This window comes from Thermostilla marina (assembly GCF_054657455.1).
In genome coordinates, this window is record NZ_BAAHYR010000001.1 from 345845 (window position 1) to 369813 (window position 23969).

A 23969-nucleotide genomic window follows, 5' to 3' on the forward strand; every position below is an offset into this window, starting at 1 on the left:
CAGACCACGACAATGAGCGATTACGCCCTGGTCATGACGACCATCGACGACGCATCGAAGGCGCAGGCACTGGCCGACGGCCTGGTCGATGCGGGCCTGGCCGCGTGCATCCAAATCACCGGGCCGATCCGCAGCATTTATCCCTGGAAGGGAAAGGTCGCGCACGCGACCGAGTGGCTGCTGCTGATCAAGACGCAAAAGGCCCTTTACCCGGCGCTGGAGGCATTCGTGCGGGAACACCATGCTTACGAGGTTCCCGAGGTGATTCTCTTGGACATTGCGGCGGGTCTCCCGGATTATCTTTCCTGGATTTCCCAGCATACCCAAGCTCCTAGGGACGATTGACGGGCTCGGCCGCCCGCGCTACATTGAACGATTCCGTTATCGTGCGCAAGGGGTATGCGCAGCCGCCGCCTTCGGTTCCGGGAGGATGCACCGCGGAGGGACTTCGTGGTACGGCTGCGTTCGATCGGCCGTTTGCGATTCGCGCGGCCGTCAAGGATCGCCTCCGCCGTAGCGCTGCGCCGAAACCGTCTTTCGATCCCGACATACGGCGACCGTCTCGGGAGGGAACACGGGGGCCGAAAGATCGACGGAACTGCTAGGCAGTCGATGAGTTGACGAAAACCGTCGCCGTTCGCAAGACACACCCGTTCCAAAGCATGCAGGAGAGACAACCGTGGCACTGAACATGACCGACATCGAACGTCTGGCCGTCGACACGATTCGCACGCTGTCGATGGATGCCGTCCAGGCGGCCAACAGCGGGCATCCGGGCACGCCGATGGCCCTCGCTCCGGTCGCCTACAGCCTGTTCCAAAAGCAGATGCGCTACGCGCCGACGCAACCCGCCTGGCCGAATCGCGACCGCTTCATTCTTTCGTGCGGCCACGCCTCGATGTTGCTCTATTCGATCCTGCATTTGGCCCAGGTGAAGCAGCTCGATGCGCAAGGCAATCCGACCGATGAACCGGCCGTTCCGTTGGAACACATCAAGCTGTTCCGGCAGTTGGAAAGCCGGTGCCCCGGGCATCCCGAGTATCGCCACACCAGCGGCGTCGAGATGACCACCGGGCCGTTGGGCCAAGGCGTGGCGACCAGCGTGGGCATGGCGATCGCCGGCAAGTGGCTGGCCGCTCGGTACAATCGTCCCGGCTTCGACCTGTTCGATTATCGCGTGTTCGTGCTGTGCAGCGACGGCGACCTGATGGAAGGCGTCAGCGCCGAAGCGGCCTCGCTGGTCGGGCATCTCAAGCTCGACAACCTGTGCTGGATCTACGACGACAACAAGATCACCATCGAAGGCGACACGAACCTGGCCTTCAGCGAGGATGTCCGCAAACGCTTCGAGGCCTGCGGGTGGAACGTGCTCGAAGTGGACGACGTGAACGACCTGCCCGCTTTGAACGCGGCGATCGAATCGTCCCGCTCGGCCGACCGGCCCACGTTGGTGATCGTTCACAGCGTCATCGCCTGGGGCGCGCCGAATAAACAGAACACGCACGGCGCGCACGGTGCACCGTTGGGCGAGGACGAAATTCGGCTGACGAAAGAAGCCTACGGCTGGCCTGCCGACGAGAAGTTCCGCGTGCCGGAGGAAGTCGTCGCCCACTTCCGAGAAGGCGTCGTCGCTCGCGGTGAAGCGCTCTTCGCCGAGTGGCGATCGCTGCGGGAAGAATACGCGAAACAGTATCCGCAGGAAGCCGCCGAACTGGACGCGATCGCGCAAGGCGGTCTGCCGGAAGGTTGGGACGCCGAGATCCCCGAATTTCCCGCCGATGCCAAGGGGATGGCGACCCGCGCGTCTTCGGGCAAGGTACTCAATGCGATCGCCAAGAACCTGCCGTGGCTGGTGGGCGGTTCGGCCGATTTGGCGCCTTCGAACAACACCGAGCTGAAGTTCGAAGAGGCCGGGCACTTCTCGGCCGAAAACCGCGCCGGACGCAACCTGCACTTCGGCATCCGCGAACACGTGATGGGCTCGATCGCCAACGGGATGGCCTTGTGCGGCTTGAAGGCGTACACCGGCACGTTCTTTGTCTTCAGCGACTACATGCGTCCGCCGATGCGACTGGCGGCCCTGATGGAATTGCCGGTCGTCTACATCTTCACGCACGATTCGATCGGCGTCGGGGAAGACGGTCCCACGCATCAGCCGGTCGAACATCTGGCGGCGTTGCGGGCGATTCCGAACCTGACGGTCATCCGACCTGCCGATGCCAACGAGGTCGCCGAGGCCTATCGTGTCGCGATTCGCTCGACCCGAACGCCGACCGCCCTGGTGCTCACGCGTCAGGCGTTACCCACGGTCGATCGCGGAGAACTCGCCCCGGCTTCGGAGTTGGCCAAGGGTGCCTACGTGCTGAAAGACGCCCCCGACGGCAACCCGGCGGTCGTGCTCATCGGCACCGGAAGCGAGGTCGCCGCCTGCCTGGCCGCCCAAGAGCAGCTTGCCGGCAAAGGGATTGCGGCGCGAGTCGTCAGTATGCCCAGCTGGGAATTGTTCGACGCACAGGATGCCGCCTATAAAGCGTCGGTGCTTCCGCCGGAGGTTCCCCGCGTGGCCGTCGAAGCGGGGATCGACCAAGGTTGGCACAAGTACATCGGCGAGCATGGCGCGTTTGTCGGCATGCAGGGCTTCGGAGCCTCGGCCCCGGCCGCCGAATTGTTCGCCCATTTCGGCATCACGGCCGAACGCATCGCCGCCGAGGCCGAACGCTTGCTCGGCAAGTGATCGTGCCGTCGCCCCGAGGCGAGACCTCGGCTCGATCGGCGCTTGATGCCCTTGCGTAGACCCGTTCCGGGAAAATCGGGTGGCCTTTCTTGACAACGCACAAATGAAAGGCCACCCTCTAAGGGCCGGGTTATACCGGTTATGCGCGGGGGCAGGCGATATTCTCCCCCAATCGGAACCGAATTCTTCCCGCTTTGTGCTTCACAACTCCCGTCGAGGAGAACGATCATGCGCGTGCGTCGGCTGTTGCTTGCCGGAGTGGCTGCGGCCTGGTGCTTGCTTTACTCGCCCGTTTGGGCGACCGAAGCGAAGCTGTCGGGCGAATTGAAGAAGTGGCACTGCGTGACGCTGTCGGTCGAAGGGCCCCAGGCGTCGGAAACGGGAGATCCGAACCCGTTCCGCGATTACCGGATGGAGGTCCTCTTCACGCACGGCGACCGCGAGATCGTCGTTCCCGGCTTTTTTGCCGCCGACGGCAACGCCGCCGAAACGAGTGCGACCGAGGGTAACTGCTGGCAAGCTCGATTCACGCCCGACGCCGAAGGGGAATGGACGTACCATGTTCGTTTTCGGGCGGGTACGAACGTGGCGATCAGCGACGATCCCCACGCGGGCAAGGCGATTTCGCCCGACGGGCTGGAAGGTTCCTTCCGCATCGGCCCCAGCGACAAGCAGGCCCCCGACTTTCGTGCGACCGGCATGTTGCAATACGTGGGCGAGCGTTACCTCAAGTTCGCCGAGACGGGCACGTACTTTCTCAAGTGCGGTGCCGACAGCCCGGAGAACTTCCTCGCGTACTACGAGTTCGACGGCCAGCCTTCCGAAGTCGCCGTCGCACGCAAACGACGCGAAGGCGAAGCCCGTTCGACCAGGCCCCATCGCTATCAACCGCACGTCGCCGACTGGCAGCCCGGTGATCCGACCTGGCAAGGCGGCAAGGGCAAAGGCATCATCGGCGGATTGAACTATCTGGCTTCTGCGGGCGTGAACAGCGTGTACTTTCTGACGATGAACGTCGCCGGCGACGGGAACGACGTGTGGCCGTGGGTCGATCCCGACACCCGCGACCGCTTCGACGTCTCGAAGCTCGACCAGTGGGAGATCGTCTTCTCGCACATGACCGCCAAGGGCATTCAGTTGCACGTGATCCTCCAAGAGACCGAGAACGACCAGCTTCTCGACGGCGGGGCATTGGGCGAGCTGCGCAAGCTGTATCTTCGCGAATTGATCGCCCGTTTTGCGCATCATCCGGCGCTCATGTGGAACCTCGGCGAGGAGAACACGAACACCGACGCCCAGCGAAAAGAATTCGCCGAATACATCGTGTCGCTCGATCCGTGGGATCATCCGGTTGTGGTACACACCTTCCCGAACAAGCAGGAGGAGGTCTATCGACCGCTGTTGGGCTTCCCCTATCTGCACGGGGTGTCGTTGCAATTGCCGCCGGAACGAACGCACGAGGAAACGAAGAAGTGGGTTCTCGAATCGACCAAGGCCGGCCATCGATGGGTGGTTGATCTGGACGAGATCGGTCCGGCCGATACGGGGGTCAAGCCCGATGCCGACGACCCCACGCACGACTTCGTCCGCAGCCGCGTGCTGTGGGCGAACCTGTGCGGCGGAGGCGGCGGGTGCGAGTGGTACTTCGGCTACAAGTACGCCCACAACGACTTGAACTGCGAAGACTGGCGCAGTCGGGCGAACATGTGGAAGCAAACGCGGTTGGCCGTCGACTTCTTCCAAGAGTACGTTCCCTTCCACGAGATGCTCCCCGCCGACGAGCTGATCGGCGATGCCGACGCCTACTGTTTCGCGTCGCCCGGCAAGGTGTACGTCGTCTACATGCCGCCGGGCAGCGGCGAGATCGAGATTCGCCTGGCCGACGGCCGGTATACCGTCGCCTGGTTCAATCCGCGCGAAGGCGGCGGGTTGCAGCAAGGCAGCGTTCCGGCGGTCACAGGGCCCGGTCCGCGGGCGTTGGGGATGCCGCCCCGCGATCCGAAGGCCGATTGGGTCGTCCTGCTGCGGCGCGAACATTGAGCGGCTTCGAGCGCGAGCCGTGTTCGCCCTGACGGATCGGTATCGTGCGGGCCGAAACGAACGAAGCGCATCGTCCGAAGGAGGCTTGTCGGGCGATGCGCTTTCTTTCGGCAGGTACGTTTCTCGACCGCCTGCGTCGCGTCGTCACAAGACGAGTTCGAACCGCAGTCCGGCCACGAAGGCATCGTCATATTCACCGCTGGGGGCGATGATGTATTGCAGGTCGGGTTGCACGGCGATGTACGATCCGATGCGGGCCTTGTAGAACAGTTCCAACGCGGTTTCGGCCGAGCGGGTGGTCGTGCCGTCGGCGAACTCGGCGTAGGCAGCGCCGAAGCCGAGCGTGTCTTCGTCGCGTCCTTCGAACAGGCCCTTGTACACGACTCCGGCCCCGATGTAGTTGGGCACTTCGTTCACGTCTTCCGCCGCCCAACTGTACTGGAAGAAGGCCGCCAGTCCCTGCACGTCTTCCGTCTCCCAGGGCTCACGGTAGATTTGTTGCTCGAAGCCCATGTACACGCCGTGTGTTCCCTCGTGTGCGCCGGGGGCCAATGTTCGGAAGGGACTCGGACGGCTCCAGCTTTGCAGGAACTGGAAGACCGGATTCCCACCGGACGGTGCCAAGGGCGGCTCGAATTCGCCGTTGTGATACCACAAACCCACGTGGGCATCGCCGGGCAGACCGCCGCACAACTCCCAGGTTCGCTTGAACTCGAAGATCGAGAACAACGTGCCGGTGTTCGAAACGCCCCAGGTTCGCCCGTCGGCCGCACCGTCGAACAGGCCGAACTTGAACGACAATTGATCGGTGATGTTGAAAAAGGCGATCAAGCCGAGTGATGGATCGGGATAGGTCGGCATCGGAATGTTCGTCGGAAGGCCGAACGAGCTGTTGATGAAATCGCCGCCCACGTCGACCACGGCGAACTCGGCGTTCGCGTCCTGCTTCCCCAATCGAACGGTGAGGAAATCGTCCCACAACGAGCGCTCCCACCAGTACTCGCTCACCATGCATATTGTTTCGCCCGGTGTCGATGTTGCTGAGTGTCTGGTAGTCGCCGACGAAGTCTTCGGTGATGCCGCGGCCGTGAAAATCCTCGGCCAACAGGAAGAACGTACCGCCCGGCAGACAGCCGAACCGACTCAAGTCGGCCGTCAACGCCAGATCGAACACACCGAAGTAGCGGGTGGCGTCGTTCGTGTCCATTCCGCCCCGCATATTGGTGAATACCTCGCCCGTGTAGACGTACTCGGCCGAGAGCCAATCGTTGCCGTGGAGGCGGTAACCGAACAATCCCGGCGGTTCGTCGGTTTCGCATCCGCAGGCCGGGTCTTCGGGCACGGCGCACGCAGGTTCGTCACATGCCGGTGCTTCGCAGGCGGGGGCACACGGTCCGCAGGCGTCGGGCTCGCTTTCGCCGAACACCATGGCGGTCGGTCGAACAGCATCCGCAGCCGCCATCGCCGCTGCCAACTCGCGACGCGATTGTTCCAAGTCGGGGAAGAGAGGACGCGATTGGGAAGCGACCGTCTCGGGCAACGGTGCAGGTTCGGCAGCCGCGACGAGGGCGGTCGGCCTGCCCCACAGCAAGACCACCACGCCACAAACGATACAGGTCAGTTTTCGCATCAGTTCCTCCTCGGCATTCCGAGACTGCGCGCGATTCCCCACCCTGTAAGGGGGGCACGCGGTGACGACACGCGGGCTCTCATTTCTTTTCTTTCGCCCGGCGAATCGCCCCGCACACACGAAACTCGACCGTCGCGAAGCACTTTCCGCCGACTTCGCGCGCAAAGAATCGATCCCGAAAAACCTTTTTGTCCTGCCGGTTGAATCGCACCGCGAAACTCTTTGCCGAAACCGGCTTATGTTGATTGTGCAGGCGGCGCCGAAAGTGCCGGACGGACGCATCCCGCCACTGCCCCCTCGGCGTTTTCACCCGCGGACAACCCGAGTATCATGAAAAGTTCGCCGCGCCTTCGGGGGGAGGCTTCCGACTACGAGGTTTTTCTGTCGAAGGCTTCCCTTCGGTGAATGCCCTTCGAATCGCCCAATCGGTCTTTCGTGCGAGTGCCATGTTGATCCTGCGTGCCGTCGAACTGAAGAAACGCTACGCCGTCGAGCCGATCCTCGACGGGGCATCGTTCGACGTGTACGCCGGCGACCGCATCGGTCTGGTCGGTCCGAACGGGACGGGCAAGACGACGTTGTTGAAGATCGTCGCCGGCATGCTCGAGGCCGATGCCGGAACCCTCGAATGGGGCGGTGATATCCGCATCGGCTACCTGGAACAGCATCCCACCTTCGCGGCGAACCGAACCGTCCGCGACGAGGCCCGGTCGGCCCTTGCCCGCTTCATCGAGATGCAGCACGAGGCCGAGGAGACGGCCGCGGCGCTGGCCGCCTGTCGCGATCCGAAGGAGCAGGCCCGGCTGAGCGAACGGCTCGATCGCCTTCATCACGAACTTCAGCTTCACGATGCCTATCACCTCGATCACAAGGTCGAGCGCGTGTTGGAGGGGTTGGGCTTTCCTGCGGCGATGTTCGACGCGCAGGTGCGCACGCTCAGCGGCGGCGAGCAAAACCGGCTGATCTTGGCGAAGCTGTTGCTTTCCGACCCCGACTTGATGTTGCTCGACGAACCGTCGAACCATCTCGACGTCGATGCCACCGCCTGGCTCGAGGAGTTCTTGGCGAATCATCGGGCGGCGATGTTGATCGTCAGCCACGATCGGTACTTTCTCGATCGCGTGACGAACCGCACGTTCGAGCTGTTCCGCGGCACGATCGACGCGTACCGCGGCAACTTCACGGTGTACACAAAGCAAAAAGAAGAACGGCTTCTGGTCGAGCGGCGAACCTACGAAAAGCAGCAGGAAGAAATCGCCAAGGCCGAGGAGTTCATCCGCCGTCATCATTACGGCCAAAAGGCGGCCCAAGCCGAAGATCGACGGAAGAAGCTGGCGCGGATCGAGCTTGTTCCGCCGCCCCGCGAAATCGTGCCGCCGCCGATGGCCTTTCCGCCCGCCGAACGATCGGGCGACGTCGTTCTCCGGGTCGAAGGACTGACGAAAGCGTACGACAAGCCGCTGTTCACCGACGTCACCTTCGACCTGGCGCGCGGCGAACGCTGGGGCATTCTCGGCCCCAACGGTTGCGGCAAGACGACGTTCTTGCGATGCCTGCTGGGAGACGAATCTCCCGACAGGGGAACGGTCGTCCGCGGCCACAACGTGAGTGTGGGCTATTTCGACCAGCACTTGATCACGTTGGAGGAATCCCGTCGCGCCTGCGATGCGGTCTTGCCGGGGCACATCATCTCGGAAGACATGATCGAGGAAAAACGCCGCGATCTGCTGGCGCGGTTCGGATTGGTCGGCGACCGGGCGCTGCAACCGGTGAAAAGCCTCAGCGGCGGCGAACGATGCCGCGTGGCCCTGGCCCGCCTGGCGGCCGCCGGCGCGAACTTTCTCGTGCTCGACGAACCGACGAACCACCTCGATTTGTGGGCACGGGACGCGTTGGAAAAGGCCCTCCGCGAATTCGACGGTACGATCCTGTTCGTCAGCCACGACCGGTACTTCATCGACCAGGTGGCCGATCATCTGATCGTCTTCGAGCCGGGCGCCGAAGGTTCGCCGCGCGTGCGGATCGTGTACGGAAACTTCACCACGTACCGCAACCTGCGTGAACAAGAGGCGGTCGCCGCACCGCCTGCCGCCCCCGAGTCGAAGACGACCGAAGCCTCCAAGCCGTCGCGCCGCAAGAAAGAGTCGCCGCCCAAACGGAAACGACGTTTTCCGTACCGCAAGGTCGAAGACCTCGAACACGATATTCAAGCCAAAGAAGCCGAAATCGAGTCGCTGCACGCCGAATTGGCCTTACCCGAAACGCAAAAAGACGGTAACCGCGTGCGCACTCTCACGGCGCAATTGGATCAGTGCCAAAAGGAACTCGAACAGCTTTACGCCCATTGGGAAGAAGCGATCGAACTGAACTGATCGGCGGCGGCAAGGACGACCCGATTGCTTGTCTTTTCTATTTCCTCTCGACAGCGTCCCTTCTTTTCGGCAAGATGCGCGAATTGGGAGAAATCCCACTTCGGACAATCGCTTGGCATTCGATCGTTTGCGAGATCACGCATCGCGCGAGCGCAGCAAAGGTGAATCAGATGGCGACCTCTTCGATTCGACGCGGTACACAACGCAGCGGAAACGGCACGGAGTGCCGGTTCGGCCGCAACGTCGTTTTGCGACTTGTGCTGACTGCGGTGGTGTGTTGCCTGTCGTCCGGCGTTTTCGGGCAATCGACCGAGATTCCGCTGGCACCGATCGCGCCTCCGACGAACGCCGAACCGGAACCGGGCACAACGCCGGCCAATGCCGTCGCAGCTTCGCCCGACGCGACGATTTCGCGCGACGCGATTCAGCGCGAAATGGAATCCGTGCTGGCGACGCTGGAGAGCGATCCTGCCCGCAGGTCACAGGTCGAAACGCTGTACCGCCAAGCCCTCGGGCAATTGGAACTGGCCGACAAATTCCGCAGCGATGCCGAGCGGTATCGCGCGCTGACGGCATCGATCCCGCAAGACGAAGAAGCCGCCAAACAGGAGTTGGCCTCGTTGACCGAGGCGCTCGAGGAGGAGCCGGGTGCAGCCGACTCAATCGAGGAGTTGGAGCGGCAGCTCGACGAGAAGCAAAAGGCGCTGGACGAGGCCAGAAAACTCCGCGACGCGCTCGAGGCCGAAGCGGCCCGCCGGATGTCCGCCCGCGGCGACCTGCCCAAACGGGCCGAAGCCGCCCGACAGCGTCGCCAAGAGATCGAAGCCCGTATGAAGGCGTTCACGCCCGGAGACGATCCCGTCGTCACGCGTGCGCAGGTCGTCGTGTTGCAGGCCCAATGGGCGGCGGCGTTCCTGGAAGAAGAAGCGTGCACGGCCGAACTGGAGTACTACCGGGCCTCGGCCGAAAGCCTCTTTCCCTTGCAGCGGCGCGTGGCGGAACAACGTCTGATCGTGGCCGGACAGTTGGTCGAACGTTGGCGCCGCTACGTCGCGCGGCGTACCCAACAAGTCGCCGAACAGGCCGCGCAATTGGCCCAGGAACGGTTGGACGAAATTCCCGAACAGCTACGTCCCTTGGCCGAAACGACCAGCAAGTTGGCCGCCGACATTGCCGAAGTGACGAACAAACTGCAAATCGCCGACGACGAGTTCGCCGCGGCCTCGGCCAAGCTGGAAGACATTCGCCGCAGCTTCGAGAAGATGCAAGAGCGGCTGCAAACGGTGGGGATGAATCGGTCGTTGGGGCTCCTTCTGCGTACGCAAAAGGCGTCGCTTCCCGACACCCGCCGGCTGGAAGCCGATACGCGAAAACGCCAGGAACAGATCCGCGAGCTGCAATGGACGATTTTGGATCTGAACGACCGCCACGTGCAGCTTCCGCCGTGGGATCAAGAGGTCGACCAGTGGCTGGCGCGGTTGCCCGAAGATCTTTCTTATTCCGAGCAACTCGAATTGGAACGGACGGTGACCGAGTTGCTCCGCGAACGAAACGAGCTCTACGACCGCCAGCTTCGCGCGTACAACGATTACCTGGAAAAGCTGGTCGAGCTGGACAACACGCGGCGCGAAATGTTGCGGTTGGTCGAAGAATACAACGACTTCATCGACGAACACGTATTTTGGATCCGCAGTGCCCCGCCGTTGACGCCGAATGAATTGCTGGCGGCCGCGCGGCTGACCCTGGGTGTCGCGGCGCACGCCGTGTCGCCGAAGTTCGTGGGCGATTTGTCGGCCGCGTTGCGATCCGAGATCGTCGGCTACTTGCCGCTTTGGGCCTTGGCGGCGGTCGTCTTCTTGGCCTGGGGCGTATTCTTGCCGCGCATTCGCGCGCGACTTTCCAAGCTGGGTGATTTGGCGAAAGCGTCGACCTGCCGCAAATACCGTTACACGCTCGAAGCCCTCTTGTGGACGGTGGTCGAGGCCCTGTTCGTTCCCGCGGTCTGTGCGTTTGTCGGCTGGAGACTTCTCGAGGCCGCCGATGCCACGTCGGCCGCCACGTCGGTGGGAACGGCGCTGCTGCAAGTCGCGCGTTTCGTGGCATTGTATAGTCTGATCTTGGGGTTGGTCCGCGTGAACGGGCTGGGAGAAGCCCATTTTCAATGGCCGCAGACGGCGATCGTGGTTGCCCGACGGCAGTTGCGGTGGTTTATTCCGGCGGGCGCCGTGACGATCTACTTGTATTACTGGATCGAGCAATACGGTGACGAGCGCTGGATCGGTGCAGCCGGCCGATTCTTGTTCTTGATCTACTTCGTCTTCTTCGCGTATGCGGCGCATCGCATTTTCTACCCGAACGGTCGGTTCATGCGCGCCTTGCGGGCCGAGACGCCCGGGGCTTCGCTGGTGCGATTTCGGCACACGATCTACTTCTTGGTGATCGCCGGACCGATCGCTTTCATGACGTTGGCTGCCGCCGGCTACCTGTATACCGCGGCTCAGCTTTCCGTTCAGTTTCGCTATACGCTGTTCTTGCCGATCGCCTTGGGCGTGTTGGGGGCCCTGTTTTCGCGTTGGGTTCTCCTGCGACGCCGCACGTTGGCCATCACACGTGCCCAGCAAAAGCGGGAAGAGATGGAAAAAGAGAAGGAAAAAGAAACCGACAGCGGCGACGGCTCGTTGTTGGATCAGTTCATTCTCAAACCGCTGCCCGAACTCGATCTGGCACTCATCGGCGAACAGACCCAACGCTTGGTCCACAGCTTGTTGATCGTGTTGGGCTGCCTCGGGTTGTGGTGGATTTGGAGCGAGGCCTTCCCGGCGCTCGGCATCCTTTATCAGATCAAGTTGTGGCAGGTGACGACAACCGTCACGCAGACGGTGATGGGCGGCGGCGGCGAACCGATCAGCGTGCCGGTCACGCAGGCCGTGGCGGTCACCCTGGCCGACTTGGGCCTGGCGATCATCATTGGGATCGTGACCTGGATCGCCGCCCGAAACATGTCCGGTGTCGTCGAAATCGTCATTCCCCGCGGCGTGCGGCTCGATCCCGGCGTGCGTTACGCAATCGCCATGGTCGCCAATTACGCCGTCGTTACGATCGGCGGCATCCTGGCGTTTGCGCAACTGGGCATCGGCTGGTCGCAGGTGCAATGGCTGGTCGCCGCCGTCGGTGTGGGCTTGGGCTTCGGGTTGCAGGAAATCTTCGCCAATTTCGTTTCGGGCTTGATCATCCTGTTCGAGCGACCGATTCGCGTGGGCGACGTCGTGACCGTCAACGGCGAAACCGGCATCGTCTCGAAAATCCACATCCGCGCGACGACCATTCTCAACTGGGAGCGCCGGGAACTCATCGTCCCGAACAAATCGTTCATTACCAGCGACGTGCTGAACTGGACGCTCTCCGACGCGCTCAACCGCCTGACGTTCAACGTCGGCGTCGCCTACGGTAGTGATACCGATCGCGTGACCGAGCTATTGCACGAGATCGTGCGGTCGAATCCGAACGTGCTCGACGACCCGGCGCCGATCATCACGTTCGACAGCTTCGGCGACAGCACGTTGAACTTTACCGTCCGCTGCTACCTGCCGAATCTCGACAACCGGCTGAGCACGACGCACCAGTTGCACAGCGAAATCCATCGCCGCTTCCACGAGGAAGGCATCGAGATCGCCTTTCCGCAACAAGACTTGCACGTTCGCTCGCTGCCGAAAGAAGTCGTCGAGCTGCTCCGGATCAGCCGGCAAGAGGACCGCAAGCCGAATCCGTGATCGGCAACACGGGTGTTGCGTTGTTCGTCAGCGGGCTTCGTCGCGCACCCGCACGACCCATTCGCCGGGCGAGGCGAGATCCTTCCCCCGATCGCGGACGAGGTACCCGACTTCGACGCGGGGGGAGTGTGCCCAAAAACCGTCGGGGGCGATCGTCGTCTCGGCGTCGACGGGTCGCGGTTCCGCCGAAAGATCGGCGATGATTTCCAAGTCGCCCCACACGCTGCGCAACACGTCGGGGGCGAGGTATTCGAAGTGATCCAACCGGCGCCCGACCAACTCGGGACCGATCGCTTGTTGCACGCGGCACAGTACTTCCAACCAGGCCCGGTCGCGTTCCGAGGGGTTTGCCGAGTGCAGCCACCAGCTCAGCCCGTACCCGAAAACCAGGCTGATCGACACGTCCCGCGGATCGCGGGTGAAGCCGCCCAGGTCGTGATGGAAGAACAGCGCCTTGTCGTGCGCGAGGTAGATCGCCAGCGGTTCCAGTCGCCACGATTCGCGCGGCCACACGTCTTCGTACAGCACCATTCGGCCGTCGGGACGGTTCGGCAACCAGGGCCAACTCAGCCCGCAAAAGAGCAACTCGTAGTTGATCAGTCGATCATGACCGTCTTCGGTGCCCAACGGAACGAACGCCGAATCGGTCTTCGCGATGCGATGCAGTCCTTCGAGGTACGCCGCCGGATCGGGGGCTGCGGGGTTCGTATCCCAAATGCTTCGCCGCGCACCGATTTGGTCCTGGAACAGAATATCGACGGGAAACTCCTCGGTGAATTGTCGGCGGATCCGCGCGTTCACCTCACGCACGATCGGGTGCCAATGACAAATCGCGTACCCTTGGGTATACGCCTCGCCGTAGCGCTCGGGGTAGATGTTTCCATCGAGGTCGCGGGCCAAGACCACGTCGCCGTAGCGTTCGAACGTCGGTCCCTTGGGATTGACACACCACCACGTGGGGTTCGTGTACGGCATGAACAAGTGTCCGTTGCGGCGGACGGTTTCGATCAGCAAACGCAGGTCGTCGGCCGTGCCGACCTTCGGGTTCGGCGGCAGATGGTCGGGATACTGACGATCGAATCCGCCGTGCAGGTATTCGGCGACATGGAAGATGACCGGCCCCGGCAGCGTGCCGCTCAGTTCCGCCGATCGCCGCAGACTGCCGGTGGTCACCTTCAGCAAGATGCTGCGTTGCAACTGCGCGAGCAATTGCGGTGAAACCTTGTCTTGCAGCGTTCGCGTGTAGGCGTTCGCTTCGGCGTAACGCGAAAGCGCCTTGCGGTAGGGAAGGCCGACGGTCATCTGCACGCTCGGCACCTCGGCCGATTCGCCCTCGGGGATGTAAATGCGAAATGCGTGCGCGACGCGCCCCAAGCGGCGTTCCTCGCGGTCGAAGGCGGCGATCTCGACCGTCGGTGCGCGATAGATCGACTCGGGCGACTGAACACCGAAGAGCGACCACATTCCGTGTTTCGTATCGAGCGCCGCGAAGTCGCAGAAATGCCGGTTCGCCGAAGCGAACGTCATGTCGCGGGCGGGCACGATCGCGTAATAGAAGGGATATCCTCCGCCCGCCTCGAACCAAATGCCGCCCCGCTGTACGTAGCCGCGAACGGCGTCGAGCATCGCTTCGGCTTGTGCGGGTGACTCGGCAGGAAAGCACTCGGCTTGCGTGTTGACGATCGCCGCCGGAGGCCGTGCGCTGCGAAGCGCCTTGCGCAGATCCTCGGCACTACGCAATGTCACGAGGTCGATTCCGGCTTCGCGCACCCACGGGAGCCGCGAAAGCCATCCCGCCAGCACGCCCGGCAACGGGCTGCGGCGAATCCCCGGGCGTCCCGACTCGCGGCCGACCAGTACCGCGACTTGTGCCGGCTCCGTGCGCAAAAGAAGGGGTGAACCGTCTTCCTGCCGCGCGGTGTCCTTTTTGTCGAAGGTACCGCGAGAGGCGGCCTCGAGGACGGCGACGACACCGGCCGCTTGAAGCCGCACGAGTGCGGCGTCTTGGGCGACCATTCTTCCGGCGTAGCGGACGAACAAGCCGCGTCCGCCCAATCGATCGGCTTCCAGCCAGGGACCGTTTTCCGTCTCCAGCAGCGAAAACGCCGTTCCCGGCGCGGTCGTAGGCCGATCGGCGGTCACTTCGTATGTTTTTGAGGCGATCTCGTTTCGGAACCATGCGGGCAGAAGTGCCGCGTCTTTTCCCGGGACGAGTCTTCGAGGCGGATCGGTTTCGGGCCGGATCTCGCAGCGCCGGTCGGCGACCCGGCGGTATCCTTCGCCGTGCAAGGGATGCCGCTCGACGCCCGCCCCGCCCGGCTCGAAGAAGCGGCGCGTGAACGCAAGCCCGATGTTGTCGGGAAAGATGAACTCTTCGACGGCCGGCACATCGAATTCGAGTCCGGCCGGAAAGTTCCACGCCAAAGCCGTACCTTCTTTCATCGACACGACCGCCGAGAAGAGCGGCCCTTGCGGCAGGTTCCGACAGCGGATCCGCACGTCGGCCGCCTCGTGCGTGAAGTCGAGCAGCAAGACGTTCTCGGTCTCGTACCATGTCGCTTGCACGCGACAGTCCGACGCGCGAACGACCGACCCGTCGCGGCGGGTGATCGTCCACAGGTCGGGCTCTCCCGCCAGAAGCGGCGCTTCGGCGTCGCGCTCTCGAATTTCGTTCACCGCGCCGGTGGCCGCATCGAAGACGATCGACCAGCGATCGTGGCCCAGGCGGATCGTTTCATCGTCGATCGTGCACCACGGTCCTGCGGCATGTGCCGTTCCGGCGGCAAGAAGCGCTCCCACCAGCATGCCGACGAGCCCTGCGGAGGCAAAGAGGCGTTCAGCTGCCCGTTGGTGGATGATGTGCATCGCATCGATCTCCACGAAAAAATGTTTGCCCCGCGCCGTTCGTTTTTGTGTACGATACAGAGAATCGCGGTTTCGGGGGTTGCTGCGACGAGTCCATTGTCATTTCGTGTGCATCCGTTTCGCAAGCGTGGAGGTTCACCATGCGTCGATTCCCCCCGACGATCGTTGTTCTCGCGGCGATGCTGTTGCTTGCCGTTGCCGCCGTGCCTGCCGCGGCGCAAAAAGCACGGCAAAAGGCGAAATCCGCCGATGCGGCGGTCGACCGGCGGGCGCCCGAGCCGGAAGGTTACGACCAAAGCTTCGTGTACAAGACGGTCGGCGACGTTGCCTTGCGGCTGTACGTGTACCGGCCCGCCGATCTCAAGCCCGGCGACAAGCGACCGGCGATCGTGTTCTTTTTCGGGGGCGGTTACAACGGCGGCTCACCGGAGCAGTTCGCACCGCATTGCCGTTACTTCGCCGAACGCGGCATGGTGGCGGTCACCGTCGACTACCGCGTCAAATCGCGTCACAACACGTTGCCGGCCGACTCGATTTCCGACGGCAAGTCGGCCATCCGCTGGATTCGCACGCATGCCGAGAAGTTGGGTGTCGATCCGCAACGAATCGCGGCTTCGGGCGGTTCGGCGGGCGGGAACCTGGCCTGCTGCTGCGGCGTCGTTCCCGGATGCAACGACCCGCAAGATCCGCAAGACGTTTCGGCCGTCCCGAACGCGCTGGTCCTGTTCAATCCGGCCTACCTGGGGACCGATAAGGCACACGCCGTGACCGAAGAACGCTTTCCCGCGGAGATTCGCGCCGATACGCACATCCGCAAGGGATTGCCGCCGAGCATCATGTTCTTCGGAACCGCAGACCCCTTCCTGCCCGGCGCGCAGCAATTCCATGATGCGATGGTCAAAGCCGGCAACCGCTGCGAATTGATGACCTGGGAAGGTCAAGCACACGGCTTCTTCAACTTCGGCAAGGCCGACAATCGTTACTTCATCGCGACGGTGGAAGCGGCCGACCGATTCCTGGCCTCGCTCGGATTCCTCGAAGGCGAGCCGCGGGTGAAGGCCTTCGTCGCCGAATACGAGACCGCCGAATGAGTCGGTGTGCGCCCGGCGCGCATGCCGCCTCGACGCCTCCGAATGGAAACCCGACAGGTAAACGGCATCGCAGCGAGGCTGCCGTTTGCCTGTTTTTTCTATATCGCCCGGTTTTGCAAACAATCGGTCTAGGTTCGTTGCGCGCGTCTACGATATAATGCCCGGCGCAAAATCGTTTCGCCGGACGGTCTTCCGGCGATTGTCGGCATGCGCCCGAGCCGATCGTCATTCCATCGGCCGGTAGTCGAAACATCACGGCGAAAGCGACTCGATGCTTGGACAAGGAGGTCCGAGAACGGAACAGCATCGAGGGATCGTCCGCACCAAGGAAGGTGCTCGGTCCCAGAGGCTCTTCGCCTGCGCGTACGCGGCGATCTTCTTGGTCGTGGCCGCGGCTTCGGCGGTGCATGCCGAGCGACGAGGAGTCCGGCTGTCGTGGGGCGGCGGGACACCGACGGCCTGGCAAATCGGTGTCTCTCTCGAGGGCGGACGCGTCGTCGCCTTCGAACCGCTAGGCACCGAGCCGGATGAGCCCGGTTCGATGGTGCTTCAGAACGGGCGGTTGATCGTCCTCTCGCCCGCTCCCCGTGCGTTCGACGCCGTGGACCTCGAAATCGAAGCGCCTGCCGATGCCGTCTTGCAGGTCGATGCCCGCAATGGATCCAATCCGCAGGTCGTGCACCGGGTCGTTCTAGGCCGGCTCGACCAGGAAGATTTCCAACAGAATCTCGACGAGTCGGGCAATCGGCTGTACGTCCAGCGAATCCCCGGCGATCGGTTGCATATTTCGACCGACCGGCCGTTGATCTTTCGGCCCGGCGAGACTGCGCAGTTCACCATCGAGCCGCGCGGTTTGAACGTTCCGGCGACCGAGCGAATTCGGATCCAGATCGACGTTTTCCCCGCCCGCAGCCGAATAAAGACTTCGTCCCGCGGGCTGGAACGCCTCTCGGAAGTGGACCTGGGCAACCTTTCGCTGCCGCAGGTGAAACTGGGAGAGATGGGCTTGATACGGCCCAAGAACGCGGGCCCCCTCAACAGCGTGCAATACGAGATCGTGCCGGCGCAGACGCCGTCGCTTCCCGTCCAGATTCCGCTGCCTTCGGCCGAAGGGGCTTACGACTTGCGAATCACGGCGCAGCGCAAGCGCGGCCCGTTGGCCGAGGCCGTCGGCCAGCCGCTGGCACGCGGCAGTCTGCCGGCCGAGCGCATCGTCCAGGTTTTGGTATTAGGTGATGAATTCGTCACGGATCAGGCGGCAGGCGGTGCACTGAGCCTGGTCGGTGAGCCGATCGACGCCGCCTCGCCCGACTTTTGGCAGCGGCTGGCGAAGTTGCCGGAAGAACTGCAAGCGTGGAAGTTCCTTCGCAACGAGAGCCTGCCTTCGGGCAGTCGGCGCACGCGGAAACATCCCCTCGGCGAACTGGTCGAGCTGCCGCCCAGCCCGAGCGACGACTACGCCTGGGAAGCGTACTCGTTGCCCGTCCGCGAACCGGGCAAGCCGCATATCGTCGAGATTGCCTATCCCAGTGATGTCGAACAGACCTTGGCGTACAGCGTGTTGGAGCCGAACGCAGCCGGGGCGATTCATCCGTTGGGCGTGGACGGCGGCATCACCGTTCGACGCGAGCCGGGAGATACCTCTCCGCCGGCGTGGAAGCGTCACCGATTCGTCTTCTGGCCGAAAACGACCAAGCCCGTGCTGCTATTGGTGAACCAGCGGCGCGACGTCCCGGCGGTGTACGGACGGATCAGCGTGTACGCCGGTTGGGAGCATCTGCCGCCTGCGTTTCCGCGGCAAGGACCGGCGCCCGAGCGATTCCACGGGGTGTACCTGCATCGGCCGCTGTTCGCCGAAATCTTCAATGCCGAGGACGCCCCGGGACCGTTTTCGACGCAAGGGATCGACGATTGGGTCACGTTCTACCAAGGCGGTACGCGTCTGGTCGAATACCTGCGGTTCGCCGGTTACAACGGGGCGGTGGTCACCGTCTTTTCGGAAGGCAGTACGTTGTACCCGAGCGAGTTGCTCGAACCGGCACCGCGATACGATACGGGCGTGTTTTGTGAGACGGGTTGTGATCCGGTCCGGAAGGACGTCTTGGAGATGCTCTTGCGGCTGTTCGACCGGGAAGGCCTGCAAATGATCCCGGCGATGGATTTCTCGACGCCGCTTCCGGCGTTGGAGGAAGCGATCCGACGAGAAGGCCGACCCGATTCGCCGCTGCGGTGGATCGGCCCGCACGGCAAACCGCTGACCGCCGGAATCACACCGACGCACGGCATGGCGCCGTATTACAACATTCTCGATCCGCGGGTGCAGGAGGCCGTGTTGGCGGTCGTCCACGAACTGGTCGATCGGTACGGCAGCCATCCGTCGTTTCGCGGTTTGGCGGTGCAACTGACCTCGCAAGGTTACCTCGTGCTGCCGGGGCCGGAATGGGGCCTGGACGACGAAACGGTCGCCCGCTTCAGCGAAGAAACCGGCATTCGGATCCCCGATTCCGGCGGTCCCGACCGCTTCGCGCAACGGGCGCATCTCTTGCTGGGCGAATATCGCCAGGCGTGGCTGCGCTGGCGGGCGCAACGCGTCCACAGCCTGTTGACGCGGATTCATCACGAGATGACCGCCGCACGCCCCGACGGCAAGCTGCTGGTGCTGGGCGGCACATTGTTCTCGGCAAGTGAATGGAGCAACCGGCTGCGACCCTCGTTGGAAGATGCCCCCTCGGCCGATGAAGTCTTTCTCGAATTGGGGCTCGACGCTCAGACGATGGCCACCCAACCGGGTATCGTCTTTCTGCGGCCCAAGCGGCTGTTCGAAGATCGGCCGGGACTCGATCCGGTCGAATTTGAAATCGAGCGATTGTTCGGCCGGTTCGATTGGCGGCAGCAATCGTCGACGCCGGGTTTCCTGTTCTTCCACCTGCCCAACGAATTTCACGTGGCCTCGTTCGATCGGCGGAGCCCCGTCCAACCGACGTTCACCTGGCTCTTGACGCAACCGTTGCCCGCCGACTACCGCAACCGACGGCGCTTCGTGCAGGCCTTGGCCGAACTGGACGCCCACTGGTTGTGCGACGGCGGTTGGCGCGTGCCCATCGGCGAAGAAGAGGCCCTGCGTCCGCTCGTCGCTGCGTACCGCCAATTGCCGGGAATCCCCTTCCGCACGTTCGTTCCTGCTTCGGGAACGACGCAACCGGTCGTCCTGCGCTATGCACGCCACGGAAATCACACCTACGCTTACATTGTGAACGAAGCGCCGTTTCCGGTCACCTTTTCGATCGCTTTGCGCGCGCCGCCTGCGGTGCGGGTGGAAGAGTTGACCGGCACGCGGACGATTGCGGATCTCGAGCGGGCGGGCGAGGCCGTCCGCTGGCAAGTCACGCTCGACGCTTACGACCTGCTCGCCGTTCGCTTCGATTCGCCGCTGATCGATTTCGCCGATCCGCGCGTGCGCTGGTCGGAAGACGTCGACGCCGACCTGCGCCGCCGAATCGCCGAGATCAGCGACCGGGCGGCAACCCTCCGGTCGCCCCCGTTGTTGGACGCCCCGGTAAATGCCGGGTTCGACCAGGTTCCCGGACCGGAAGGCAACTTGCCCGGCTGGGAGATCTACACCAGCCGCAACACGCGGGTGACGCTCGATGCCGAACAAAAGCGAGCCGGTGCCTACGCGCTCAAACTGGAAAGCAACGGCGACCCCGTGGCCGTCCTCTCGGGCGAAATTCCCGCGCCCAAAACCGGCCGATTGACCATCTCGATGTGGCTGCGAACGGCCGATCCGTCGGGACGTGTTCCCCTGCGGGTGTTCATCGAGGGGCGACACGGCGATCGACCGCTGGTCCGTTATGCCGAAATCGGCGTCTCCGACACGGGACGCCCGGTGCCCCAAATCGGTCCCGACTGGGCGCCGGTGATGGTCGAAGTCAAAGACCTGCCGGCAAACAACCTGTCGCCGCTGCGAATTCGCCTGGCCCTGGCGGGCAAGGGCGTCGTTTGGATCGACGACTTGCGATTGTGCGACCTGGCCTTCAGCAAGTCGGAACGGGTCGCCTTGTTCAAGCGGATCGCGCCCGCCGAAGCCAAGTATTCCGAGGGTGAAATCGCCGATTGCCTGCGCGTACTGGACGACTATTGGGCGCGGTACTTGATGGCGAACGTACCGCCCTCGGGATTGGTTTCGACGATTCCGCCGGAACCGAACAAACCGGCGACGCCCAAGGCCGAGGAGGAGCCGCCCGATCGGTCGGCCCGCTTGTGGGATCGCCTGCGCGGCGTCCTCCCCGATCGCCTGTTGCGATTCTGAACCGCGATGCGGCGGAATCACGCCGTCGGCAACACGCCTGTTGTTCTGACGACCGCTGACGTCACGCCGGAAAACGAACGCGCAGCGTTTCGCCGCGTTCGACGACGATCGGCTCGCGGAGTCGGACGTGGACCGTCGTCCCCTCGCGGACGACCGTCGCTTCGATCGGTCGATCACCGAGCGTCGCTTCAACGATCGTGCCCTCACCCGGTACGTCGAAGACGAGTTCGGTCAGCCGCAACCGGCCCCAGCGCACCTCGACGCTGTTCGTTTGCCCGGAAGGGTCGCGCGTCTGCGCGATCGAACCCCAACCTTCGGCCCCGGTGAACGCTGCTTGGAACCGGTCGCCGGGGAACTTCGGCGCAAAGCCCAAGACGCCTTTGGGCCCGTGATAGCGGAAGCCGCACAAGGCGAGGAACACCCCGTAGCTCGCCATGCCGCGGGCGTAGTGATCGCCGCATTCGACCTCGTTCCACGGGTTGTGGCTGCGAGGATGATACCGTTCGTGAATACCCCGGCAGATCGCCAGGGCCTCGGTGAGCATGCCGTCCCACACCATGTTTCCGGCCACCTGGTACTCGATACCCGTCCACACTTCGTTGCGATAGCGGACCGGTTTTCCGCCGCCGTAGGGTTTCTTCGGCCAGGTGCAGGTGAACAGACCGGCTTGTCCGGCGCGGGCGAACCAGCGCTCGGGTTTGTGTTCGGCGTTGTAGGGGCCGACGTCCGGCGTCCAGTTGTATTTCCAGATCGCCTCCAAGGCCGAACGGACGGTTTCGGGCGGATAGACGTATCCCAATCCCACTTGATGCGCCCAACCTTGGCCGAACAGTTGGTCTGAAAGACAGCCTTCGGCGTATTGGAAATCGGGATGCGCCGTGAGATCGACCTTTTGAATGAAGTATTCGCCGTCGAACAACTCGCGGACGGTCGCGTCGCGCCCGGCCCGATAGATGCGCTCACACGTTTCGGCAAACTCGCGGTCGCCGAGCTCCTCGGCCATCGCCTTGGCGGCCAGACACGCCGCCAAATACAACGATCCGATCATCGTGTTCGGGCCGAAGAAGTTGATGTCGTAAGTGTTGTGCTGCGAGCCTTCCAACAGCCCGTTCGCGTCGCCGTCTTGAGTGAAAAGGAATTCGAGCGTTTTGCGGATGCGCGGCCAATTGCGGCGGAGGAAGGCGTCGTCGGGCGAGCATTGATGTTCGCGGTAGGCCTTGAGGACCGTTCCTCCCTGCGAATCGCCCGCCCACAATTTCCAATCTTCACCGCGAAAGCGAACGGCGCCGGTGGCTTCGTCGAAGCCGGCCTCGGGATTGAAGTCCTGCATTTCGCGGACGGACCGTTCCAGCTCGGGGAACAGCCGGGCCATCGCGTGCTCGTAGTTCCACACGTGCGCGCAGGTGCCGCGGCAGCAGCCGACGCCTTCCCACGCCCAAAACCGCCCGTTCGCCCACCATTGGCACGTGCCCGTCGCCAACGTCGATACGGTCGAAAACAGCCGGTCGAGCAGCCAATGAGGCAGGGTCGAATCGTACCACGTGTCGTGCCAAAGCTGCGTTTCGCCCACCAAGCGATCGAAGTGTTCGCGGACGTACTCCACGACCGCGGCGGCGTCGGCGAAGCGATTCGCGTAATAATTCCCGTGCTGCGGCCGATTCGGAAAATGCCAGGCGACGACCACCGAGAGGACGGCTTCTTCGCCCGGCGCCAAATCGAAGCTTCCGCCTGCCGCACCCACCAAGGCGTTGCCGAACGACGCTTCGGCGTGGGCCGCCGGCTCGTCGAGCGATGCGAACATTGCGTCAAGTTCGCCGGAAACAACCGCGGTGGCGAAGGCGGAGTCGTCGCTTTCGAGCACGGCCAGGGCCATCGTGCCGAAGTCGGCCTGGGCTTCGAGCGGCCCGGCAGGGGCCGAACGCGGCACGTCCCGCAGTTCGATCTGGTCGATGTTGATGTGTCCCCAGCCGCCGGAGGCTTCGTCGACGATTTCGATGCGGGCGCGTTTTCCTGCGAATTCCCGCACGTCCCAATTGTGCGGCATCAGGCGTTCGTTGTTTTGTCCGGCCGCGGTGCGGACGACCTTGCCGTCGACCAGCAGCCGAATGCACGTGCGCTCCGGATCGCTCCCTCCGCCGATCAAGAAACTGATGAATGCGCGATCGATGGTGAACTCGGGCGAAACGAGCTTCCCGTGCGGCTGGTCGCCGCCGAGGTACGTGTTGACCAATCCCTTGCCTTCGAAGCCGGAAACCTCTTGCTGGTTGGGCAATGTTCCCGTCGCCGGACGCTTGCCGAAGGCATCACCTTCAACCTGCCAATCGCCGTAGTCGTTGCCTTCAAAGTCGGCAAGGACGACCGGCGGGCGCGGCTCGGCCGCCGGCGGAGTCGCTTCGGCACGCGACAGCACCATGATGCTTTTCGGATCGTCTTTCCGTCGGAGCACACGATTGGTGCGCTTGCCTGCAAGCGTTTGGCCGCTGAAGCGGGCCACACCGTTTTCCAGTGCGACCGCCAACCGTCCGCTCAGTTGCGAGTCGCTTCGGTTTTTCACTCGGTATCGCAGAATCGTGCAGGGGATGGCCGAATCGGCCGCGTTCAGCGGAATGAACGGCGAGAACGCCGTGAGCACGATCGACAGCGGAAAATCGTCGCCGTAGTCGACCGTCGCGATCGGATATTCGCCGCAAAAACGAACGTTCGGAAACCCGTCGCGATCCAAGGTTCGCCGAAGCCGTTTTCCGTCGGGCAAGACGACCTCGACGGCCGCGCCCTGTTGCAGCGGGCAATGCGGCTTGGGAAACGACTGATAGTTCGTCGCCCCGTAGCCGGTGAAGTTCTTTTGGTTGAACACGTCCCAGTGGATCAACCGTCCGTCGCCGGTCAGGTAGACCTGTCCGGCACAGACACCGCCGATCGGCATCCCGATATTCGTCAGGTCGTCGCCTGCGTACCAGGTCGACTCGCCGCGCTCGTACAAGGCGGCGATCCAGTCGGGCGACAATTTCTTGTCGGCGGGAATCGGATGTTGCGTCTCGTCGGCCCGCGTGAAAGGACCGGCGGTGATCGCGCCCAAGGCCCCGGCGGCAGCACTCATTCGCAAGAATCCGCGACGATCGACCGAACCTAGGTCGTTCGCCCCATCGCAGTTTCCGCTT

The 23969-nt window shown here is 63.3% G+C and carries 10 protein-coding genes; 7 read left to right on the forward strand and 3 right to left on the reverse strand.

Annotated elements, in window-relative coordinates; translation table 11 throughout:
- Window positions 1-12: 12 nt before the first annotated feature.
- From cutA to ACYQ2I_RS01230, 3 genes are all read left to right on the forward strand, one after another.
- On the forward strand, window positions 13-345 hold the full coding sequence (gene cutA, locus ACYQ2I_RS01220; RefSeq protein WP_460165162.1) for a divalent-cation tolerance protein CutA: 333 nt from the start codon (window positions 13-15) through the stop codon (window positions 343-345).
- A 346-nt stretch (window positions 346-691) separates the two neighbouring features.
- Entirely contained in the window at window positions 692-2734 is a 2043-nt protein-coding gene (gene tkt, locus ACYQ2I_RS01225; RefSeq protein ID WP_460168390.1) for a transketolase, read from the forward strand.
- Between the two features lie 228 nt (window positions 2735-2962).
- On the forward strand, window positions 2963-4774 hold the full coding sequence (locus ACYQ2I_RS01230; protein WP_460165163.1) for a DUF5060 domain-containing protein: 1812 nt from the start codon (window positions 2963-2965) through the stop codon (window positions 4772-4774).
- A gap of 144 nt (window positions 4775-4918) precedes the next feature.
- Here the strand turns inward: ACYQ2I_RS01230 and ACYQ2I_RS01235 are convergent, their stop codons facing one another.
- A complete protein-coding gene (locus ACYQ2I_RS01235; RefSeq protein WP_460165164.1) occupies window positions 4919-5785 on the reverse strand; it encodes a carbohydrate porin in 867 nt (288 codons plus the stop codon).
- Between the two features lie 1065 nt (window positions 5786-6850).
- Here ACYQ2I_RS01235 and ACYQ2I_RS01240 point away from each other — a divergent pair.
- Window positions 6851-8776, forward strand: a complete 1926-nt coding sequence (locus ACYQ2I_RS01240) for an ABC-F family ATP-binding cassette domain-containing protein (RefSeq protein ID WP_460165165.1) — start codon at window positions 6851-6853, stop codon at window positions 8774-8776.
- Between the two features lie 170 nt (window positions 8777-8946).
- Window positions 8947-12546 carry a mechanosensitive ion channel domain-containing protein gene (locus ACYQ2I_RS01245; protein WP_460165166.1) on the forward strand — a complete coding sequence of 1200 codons (3600 nt, stop codon included), beginning with the start codon at window positions 8947-8949 and terminating at the stop codon, window positions 12544-12546.
- 27 nt (window positions 12547-12573) lie between these two features.
- On the opposite strand, the gene ACYQ2I_RS01250 is transcribed toward ACYQ2I_RS01245, so the two are convergent.
- Entirely contained in the window at window positions 12574-15411 is a 2838-nt protein-coding gene (locus ACYQ2I_RS01250) for a DUF6259 domain-containing protein (RefSeq protein WP_460165167.1), read from the reverse strand.
- Between the two features lie 140 nt (window positions 15412-15551).
- Here ACYQ2I_RS01250 and ACYQ2I_RS01255 point away from each other — a divergent pair, with 140 nt between their 5' ends.
- Window positions 15552-16502: an alpha/beta hydrolase gene (locus tag ACYQ2I_RS01255; RefSeq protein ID WP_460165168.1), complete on the forward strand. Its 951-nt coding sequence runs from the start codon at window positions 15552-15554 to the stop codon at window positions 16500-16502.
- Window positions 16503-16773: 271 nt separating this feature from the next.
- The gene (locus ACYQ2I_RS01260; protein WP_460165169.1) at window positions 16774-20811 is read left to right on the forward strand and encodes a family 10 glycosylhydrolase; all 4038 of its coding nucleotides are present in this window, start codon (window positions 16774-16776) and stop codon (window positions 20809-20811) included.
- A gap of 61 nt (window positions 20812-20872) precedes the next feature.
- Here ACYQ2I_RS01260 and ACYQ2I_RS01265 read toward each other — a convergent pair whose 3' ends face one another.
- The gene (locus ACYQ2I_RS01265; protein WP_460165170.1) at window positions 20873-23908 is read right to left on the reverse strand and encodes a GH116 family glycosyl hydrolase; all 3036 of its coding nucleotides are present in this window, start codon (window positions 23906-23908) and stop codon (window positions 20873-20875) included.
- Window positions 23909-23969: the final 61 nt, after the last annotated feature.